The sequence below is a fragment of the Planctomycetota bacterium genome, assembly GCA_038746835.1.
Taxonomy (GTDB): Bacteria; Planctomycetota; Phycisphaerae; order Tepidisphaerales; family Tepidisphaeraceae; genus JBCDKH01.
This window is the reverse complement of record JBCDKH010000193.1, coordinates 1-6657: the sequence shown is the minus strand read 5'-3', so window position 1 is coordinate 6657 and position 6657 is coordinate 1. Positions and strand designations below refer to the sequence as shown.

Annotated in this window: 4 protein-coding genes; 3 read left to right on the top strand and 1 reads right to left on the bottom strand. The window is 67.1% G+C overall.

Annotated elements, in window-relative coordinates:
- From AAGI46_14535 to AAGI46_14525, 3 genes are all read left to right on the top strand, one after another.
- Window positions 1–1291: FAD-binding oxidoreductase (locus AAGI46_14535; protein MEM1013425.1), on the top strand; the 1291-nt coding region annotated here is incomplete at its 5' end.
- A complete protein-coding gene (locus AAGI46_14530) occupies window positions 1288–1734 on the top strand; it encodes a hypothetical protein (protein MEM1013424.1) in 447 nt (148 codons plus the stop codon). The genes AAGI46_14535 and AAGI46_14530, both read left to right, overlap by 4 nt.
- 51 nt (window positions 1735–1785) lie before the next feature.
- Window positions 1786–4293: a M1 family aminopeptidase gene (locus AAGI46_14525; protein ID MEM1013423.1), complete on the top strand. Its 2508-nt coding sequence runs from the start codon at window positions 1786–1788 to the stop codon at window positions 4291–4293.
- A gap of 12 nt (window positions 4294–4305) precedes the next feature.
- Here AAGI46_14525 and AAGI46_14520 read toward each other — a convergent pair.
- On the bottom strand, window positions 4306–6657 hold a 2352-nt coding region (locus AAGI46_14520), incomplete at its 5' end, for an AAA family ATPase (GenBank protein MEM1013422.1).

Genomic DNA, 6657 nt, shown 5'->3' with positions numbered 1-6657 from the left:
GCTCGGCCTGCCGGTCGCGATCTGTGGCGGGCGTCACGCGATGGGTGGGCAGCAGTTCGCACAGGACGGCCTGCTGCTCGATATGACCAAGTTCAACCGAGTGCGGTCGCTCGATGCGAACGCCGGGCTCGTCGAGGCGGAAGCGGGCATCTTCTGGCCGAAGCTGTTGACGCGCCTCGACGAGCTTCAAGACGGCGTCGAGGTCCCGTGGTCGATCCGTCAGAAGCAGACCGGCGTCGACGATGTCAGCCTCGGCGGGTCACTCGCCGCGAACATCCACGGCCGGGGACTCCGCATGCGGCCGTTCGTGGACGACATCGAGTCGTTCACGCTCATGAATGCTAGCGGAGAGGTGCTCCGTTGCTCGCGGACTGAGAACGCCGACCTCTTTCGACTCGCGATCGGCGGCTACGGCTGCTTCGGCATCGTGTTGACCGTCACCCTTCGGCTTCAGCGACGGCAGACGCTGGAGCGACGCGTCGAGGCGATCTGCGTGGCGGACCTTCTGACGCTGATTGAGAAGCGCCTCGCCGACGGGGCGATCTACGGCGATTGCCAGTACGCCACGCATTACGAGGACACGCCCGAGACGCACCGCGGAATCCTTTCGACGTACCACCCGGTCGCAGGCCCGGCCGATGCGCCGGCTGCCGGCTTGCAGCTCAACGCCGACGACTGGTCCAAGCTGTATCGCCTCGGACGAAGCGACAAGCGAAAGGCGTTCGAGGTCTACACCGCGTACTACCTCAAAACCAACGGCCGCCGGTACGCGTCTGATCGCCATCAACTATCGCCAGTCTTCAGCGGCTATCTCGCCGCGATCGACGCCGCGGCGGACGATGCCGAGCCGCGCGGGACGGAGATGATCAGCGAGTTCTACTGCGACCCGGACCGCTTGCTCGACCTACTCGCGAGCGTCCGAGCCGAGTTCGATGCGCGTGGCGTCGACATGACCTACGGCACGATTCGCTTCATCGAGCCTGATGAAGAGACACTGCTGCGTTGGGCGAAACGGCGATCCGTTTGCGTCGTAGTGAACCTGCACGTCAAACATCACGCGTCCGGAGTCGACCGCGTCAAGGACCACTTCCGACGACTCTTCGATTTGGTCATCGCCCACGACGGCCGGTTCTATCTCACGTACCACCGCTGGGCGACTCGCGATCATCTCGACGCGGCCTACCCGGAGATGCCGGACTTTCTCCGGGCAAAGCACGCGTTCGACCCGGACGAGCGCTTCGCGAGCGACTGGTATCGCCATGTGAAGTCGCTCTACCCGGAGGTGTCGTGACGCGGCATCGCCGGTTTGCGATCGTGCTTGGACTGCTCGCGCTGGCGTTCGCCGGACGCGTGCTGGGACAGGTCGTGGTCGCATTCGACATCGGTCCGGCCAACGACTGGCTGCCTCCGATGGAGGCGTGGTACTCACGGCTGGTTCCTTACTCGGTCCTGTTGCCTGCGCAGGTCCTGATCCTCGTCCTGCAGGCAATGCACATCGGCAAACTGTGGCGTCGTCCGGCGGTCCCTGCGCTGTCGTTTGCCTTCGGGCTGAAGGTGTTCGCCGTCGCTTACGCGCTGGCGATGCTCCTGCGTTACGCGGTCATTCTCTTGCGGAACGAAGGCTTCGGCCCTGAGTGGTGGTCGGGCAGTGTGATTCCCGTCACGTTTCACCAAGTCTTGGCCGCGTACCTCTTCATTTGGGCCAAGACCAGAGAGTCTGGCGACCGCGGCTAGGTCACTGTCTGCGATGCGGCAGACGGCGGCAGATGCTGTAGGGTGGCGCGGATGAAGCACCTGCTGCTGATTGCGTTGCTCGTGTTCTGTGTCGCCGCCGGTCGGCAGTATGCGCCGGATCCGCAGGTGGATTACACGCATCTGGCGCTCGAGATCGACATGCGGCCGAGCGAGAAGGCGTTCGACGCAGTGGAGACGCTCAGCTTCAAGACGCTCGGCGTCCCGCTCGCGTCACTGGAGCTTGATGCCGTCGGTATGACGGTCGGCAGCGTCGAAGGCGAGCACGTCGCGTCGTTCCGGCACGACGGCGAGCGGTTGCTGGTGCGATTCGAAGAGCCGCTCGAGCCGCGGACGGAGCACGAGATCGTCATCGAGTACGCCGTGGTCGATCCGGCCGACGGGATGAAGTTCGCGCTGCCGGACGAGGCCTACCCGGATCGCCCGTTGCACGTGCACACGCAGGGCCAGCCCGAGAGCAACCGGCACTGGGTCATCTGCCACGACTATCCGAATGACTTTCTGACGACCGAGATGAAGGTCACCGTCCCCGACGGCCTGAAGGTGCTGGCCAACGGCGAACAGCTGGCGGCCGGCGAAAACGGCGTCTGGCACTACCGCATGCAGAAGCCGCACGTGACGTACCTCATGTCACTGGTCGTGGGCGAGTTCGACGTGGTGCGGGACGACGACTGGCGTGGCCGGCGCATCGAGTACTGGGTCCCGCCGGGACGGGCAGACGACGCGGATCGGACGTTTGGCCGGACGGAGCACATGCTCGACTGGATGAGCGACAAGCTGGGCATCTATCCGTGGGAGGCGTACAGCCAGAGCGTCGTCTACCTCTTCGAGAGCGGCGGCATGGAGAACACGACCGTCACGACGATGTTCCAGGAATGCATCGTCGACGAACGCGCCGCCATCGGCTCGACACTCGACGGCCTGGTCGCGCACGAGCTTGCACACCAGTGGTTCGGCGACCAGACGACCTGCCGGACGTGGGGCCACCTCTGGTTGAACGAGGGCTTTGCCACGTTCCTCGATCACGCGTGGCACGAGGCGTATCACGGGCCGGACGAATACGCGTACGAGGTCTTCGTCAACATGCGCCGCAACGGCGAACGCGATGACGGCGACGCCGAGTACGGCCTTGTCTGGCCGGAGTACGACAAGCCGATCGACACCTTTCGCCGCCGCGTCTGCAACCCGTACGGCAAAGGGGCGGCCGTCATTCACATGCTCCGCGAGTTCACCGGCGACGACGACGCCTTCTGGGAAGCGCTCAAGCTCTTCCAAACGCGACACGCCCACACCGACGTCGAGACGGACGAGCTGCGGCACTGCTTCGAAGAGGTCACCGGCCGGAGCTACGACCGCTTCTTCCAGCAGTGGATCTACGAGCCCGGCACGCCGAAGCTGCACGTGACCTACGCGTGGGACGACGCGGCCGGTGCGGTGAAGCTGACATTCCACCAGACCCAGAGCGGTGCGGCAGACGAGCCCTTCATCCACGACTATCCGGTCACCTGCGTCATGCCGGATGGCCAGTCACAGACCTTCAACGTGACCCTTGACGCCGAGCGCAACGACGCGACACTTGCCACGGGCAAGGAGCCGGCACTCGTCGCGCTCGACCCGGAAGCGTCGATGATCCAGCTGCTGAGTTTTGATCAGCCGCTGGCGATGACGTTGCGTCAGGCGACCGAAGGGCCGACGGCGTTCGCGCGTCTGCGGGCGATCGAACGGCTTGCCACGTCCGGCAGCGACGAAGCCGTCGACACGCTGCTGGAGGTCGCGACCGACAACGAGCGGCACTGGAGCTTCCAAGCCGAGGCCGCACGATCGCTCGGGCGCATGGACGATCGCGGTGCGATGCAGGGTTTGCTGCTCGCCTTGGCCGACGGGATCAGCCACCCGCGTGCTCGGTTGGAAGCGGTCGAACAGCTGGGCAACTACCGCGATGCGCTGGCGAGCAAGATGTTGGTTGCGATCGGATCGGCCGACGCGTCGATCTACGTCGAGGCCGCAGCCCTGGCCGGGCTTGGCAAGCAAGCGGCGACCGACGAGATCGTCGCGTTGCTGCTCGACAAGACCAACGACGACGGCCACGGCCTTCGCGTCCGCAGCGCAGCCGTCGGTGGGCTGGCCAACCTCGGACTCGCCGCAGGCATCGAGCCAGCCAAGGCACTGGCCGACTACGGCACGAGCTTTCGCGCCCGCACGAACGGCTTCACCGCGCTGGCGACGCTCTATCCGACGCTCGATGACGATCAAAAGGCGGCCGTTCGCCTCTTCCTCGAAGGCCTGGTGAACGACCCGCAGGAACGCCACGCCCGCAACGCCGTCCGCGCGCTGGGCGACACGCTGGACGAGGCCGCACTGCCAAGGCTTCGCCGCGTCGCCGAGTCGGCCGAGCGCGAGTCCGTCGTCGCCGCTGCCAAGGCCTCGATCGCCCAGATCGAATCCGGCAACGGCGAGCCGCGACTTCTGCGAAGCCTGCAAGAGCGGCTCGATCGCCTCGAAGAGAGCTTCGAGTCAGAAATGCGTGTGGAAGTGCCGTGATCGAGCGGCTCGTCAGGCCAGCTCCAGCACGCCGGCGTCGGTGACGACTTCGTCTTTCGGGCCGAAGCGGACTTCGACGCGGCGGCTGATGCCGCGGTCGGGCATCGTGACGCCAAACAGCACGTCGGCCGAGCGCATCGTCGGCTTGGCGTGGGTGACGACGACGAACTGCGTCTCGCCGATGAAGTCGTCGAGCAGGTGGCAAAATCTCTGCGTGTTCGCCTCGTCCAGGGCCGCGTCGACTTCGTCGAGGATGCAGAACGGGCCCGGGCGAGCGCGGAAAAGGCTCATGAGCAGGGCGACGCTCGCCATCGACTTCTCGCCGCCGGAGAGCTGGCTCATGCGGACCGGACGCTTGCCAGGCGGGCTGGCGGTGACCTCGACGCCGGGCGGCGTGTCGTCGTCTTCGGCAGGCTCCGTCAGGCTCAGCTCCGCCCGGCCGCCGCCGAAGAGCTTGCGGAACAAACCGCCGAAGTGCCCCTTGACGGCCTCGAACGTCTCGGCGAATCGCTTGTCACGCTCCTCGTCGAGACCGGCGATCAGGCGACGCAACTCCGCCACCGCCTGACGAACATCTCTGGCCTGGTCGGCGACGTCGACCTGACGCGCCTCGATCTCGGCGAGCTTCGTGTCGGCGTCGGGATCGACGGGGCCGAGACGTGCGATGCGGCCGCGAAGTTCGATCAGCTCGGCGTCGTCCTTGGGCTCCTCGACCAGCAACGCCTCGACCTCCGCGGCCAGGTCTTCCGTCGAGAGGTCGTGCTCCTCGAACGATCGCGTGACGTGCGTCTCGAGCCGAAGCTCGGCGGCGGTGGCGTCGCGGTCGCGCCGGCTTTGCGCGTCGCGTGCCTGACGGACGGCGTCTTCGGCCTGACGATGGCGAAGCTCCGCGTTGGCGGCGGCCTCGCGGGCGGCGTTGGTCTGATGCGTCCGCTCGGCCAGCGACGCGTCCAGCTCCGACGGATTCGGCGCAGCCGAAAGATCGGCGTTGGCCTCGTCGACGACAGCCTTCGCCTGCTCGACGGCGGCTTCGAGTTCGACGATCAGCGACGTCAACTGCACGCGACGCTGGGCGATGGCCTCACGCTGGCGTTCGATCGCCTCACGCCGATCGCGCGACGCCTGGGCGGCGGCCTGGACGGCTCGGCGGCGCTCGTCGAGCCTGGCCAGATGCAGCCGCGTGTCGCTCATCGTCGTCACCGCCTGCTCGACGCCGTGCGTCGCCTCGGCCGCGGTGTCACGGGCGGTTGCGAGCGACGCGTCAACCGCGCTCGCCTCTTCCGTGGCCTGATCGAGTTCGCGCTGCAAGGCGTCCGTCGACGACTGGACGTCGGTCGCTTCCTGCCGCAGAACGTCGACGCGGCGTTGTGATTGCGAAACGGCTGCGGTGAGCCGAGCTGACTCGCGATCGAGGGCGTCACGCTCCTGCGTCGCCGATGCGAACGACTCGCGCGCCGCCGCGAGGGCGTCGGCGGCTCCGTCGCGCTCGCGGCTGACTGCGGCGTGGTCGAGCTCGACGGTGTCAAGGGTTTCGCGTCGTTGTGCGAGCTGCCCGTCGAGTTGGTCGAGATCGTCGACGAGTTGGTCGAGTTCCGCCCGGCGTGCGAGGCTGCCGCTGCCGACCGGGCCGAGTCGCAGCAGGCCGTCGCCGCGGAGGACTCGCCCGTCGCGCGTCGCGAACGTGACGCCGGGCGTCGGCTCAGCCGGCAATTGGTCGACGAGGCGAAGGTCGTGAGCGAGCCACACCGCGACGGCCGAGTCGGCGGCGCTGCGTGGGCGGATCACCTCGGCGGCGGGGCGACCTGCACGTTCTGTTGCGGCGATCGTGTCGTGCGAAACGACGTGCACCGGACCGTCCACTTCGAGTGATGCGACATCCGCGACGATGACCGCCTCCAACCGGTCGGCCGCGGCGGCTTCGACGGCGCTTGCCCATTCGGCGTCGACAGTCACGCAGTCGGCGACGAGCTTGCGTGCCTCGTCGGCCAGCAGTTCACGCGTCGCATCGCCCACGCCGTCGCGACGTCGCTCGACGGCGTCGAGCGCCTCGCGACGTGCGACGTACGCGGCCCGCTCGCGTTCGAGATCGTCACGCTCCTGCGTCAACTCGCCAAGCCGCTCGGCCACGTTGGTGACTCGCTCTTCGACGGACGCCAAGGTCGTCTCGCAAACGTCGACGCTGGCACTTGCTTGGTCGACGTCGGCCACGTGCGTTGCGAGCCTCGCTCTCGCGTCGGCCGAAGCTTTCTGTGCGTCATCCAGTTCGGTCTCGGCCTCGGCGAGTCGCGACGCACGCGACGCATCGGCGGCCGAACGGGCTTCGAGCGTGGCCGTCAGCCGGGCGACGGTCGAGGCGAGCGTGTC